A 1,272-nucleotide genomic window follows, 5' to 3' on the forward strand; every position below is an offset into this window, starting at 1 on the left:
AGCTGAACCAGATATTTATTTACAAGTCTGGGCATATAAAGTTTGCTAGTTCTTGGTATCAAACTAGAAGGAACATAAAAACAAAGGAAATTACAGTATAAAGAGTTAATTGAAAGCGATCGCTTCCTAACCCTTGACGGGAAGCGTTTTCATTACATCTGGTTATATGACCATTGTTTGTGTCCTCGGTGTTATCATCCTAGTTCGTTTCAGAAAATTAACGATCTCAGCGATCGCCTAGAACTGCCAAAACCCAAATCCGTGCAGTTCCAAGATGAAAAACTCATCATTGACTGGGATGAAGACCCTCCCCACCGCAGTATTTTTCCCCGATCTTGGCTCCTGAGTCGTGCCTACGACCCCAAACCGGAACCTAGGTTATCTCCTAGGGAAAAGCAACTTTGGGACAAAGCTTGGTTAGATGCCAATCCACCAGAGTGGTGTGAATATAGTAATGGTTCTTTTGAATTCTGGATGAATCAACTTTCTACCCTAGGGTTTACCCTATTGCGAAAAATGCCTTGGGAGAAGTTAGAGACTTTCGTCTCTTCCATTGGACCAATTTACTATCTAGCTCAATACGGACGCTACTCCACAGTTAAGGCTATCCCAAATGGTCAAGACTTGTCTCTCTCAGCAGCGGGTAATGCCTTATCACCCCATACCGATATCACCTTCTTGCCTACCCCACCCATTGTCCAACTACTCTATTGTGTAGAAAATGAAGCCTGTGGGGGTGAGTCCACCGTAGTAGACGGTTTTCGTGTGGCTCAGGATTTTCGTCAAGATCATCCCCACTACTTTGAAATTTTAACTCAAACCCCTGTCACCTTTTGGCAACTTTACCAGGACTGGGATTATTATGTTTCCCAGACAAAGCCAATTATCAAACTAAACGACACTGAGGAAGTAACTAACATATTCTTCAGCCACAAAAATTTGGGATTAGATTTACCATTCGAGCAGATGGAAAGCTTTTATGAAGCTTACTATGGATTCTTTCGCTACCTAAAAAAACCGGCTTACGAATACTGTTTTCGGATGCAACCTGGAGACTGCTTGTTAGTGCAGAATTTCCGAATTCTACACGGACGTAAAGCTTTTGACGCCAGTTCTGGCTCTAGACACCTGGAAACAGCATATATGGATTGGGTGTGGCTCTTTTGGAAAGACGTTTGGTCAGGTTTAGAGAGGTATCGGAAGAGTAGGAGGAGCAGTAATAGAGCAACGAGCTTGAATTAGTCGTTTCATCAAAGGAAGGCCATCTTTGTA

At 42.8% G+C, this 1,272-nt stretch carries 1 pseudogene; it reads left to right on the forward strand.

Annotated elements, in window-relative coordinates:
• Positions 1-261 precede the first annotated feature (261 nt).
• Positions 262-1,131, forward strand: a pseudogene (locus tag F6K37_RS43055) (TauD/TfdA family dioxygenase); the annotation flags it as partial.
• Positions 1,132-1,272 lie beyond the last annotated feature (141 nt).

Origin of the sequence: Moorena sp. SIO4E2 (assembly GCF_010671945.1) — a bacterium.
In the GTDB taxonomy this organism is placed as follows: Bacteria; Cyanobacteriota; Cyanobacteriia; order Cyanobacteriales; family Coleofasciculaceae; genus Moorena; species Moorena producens.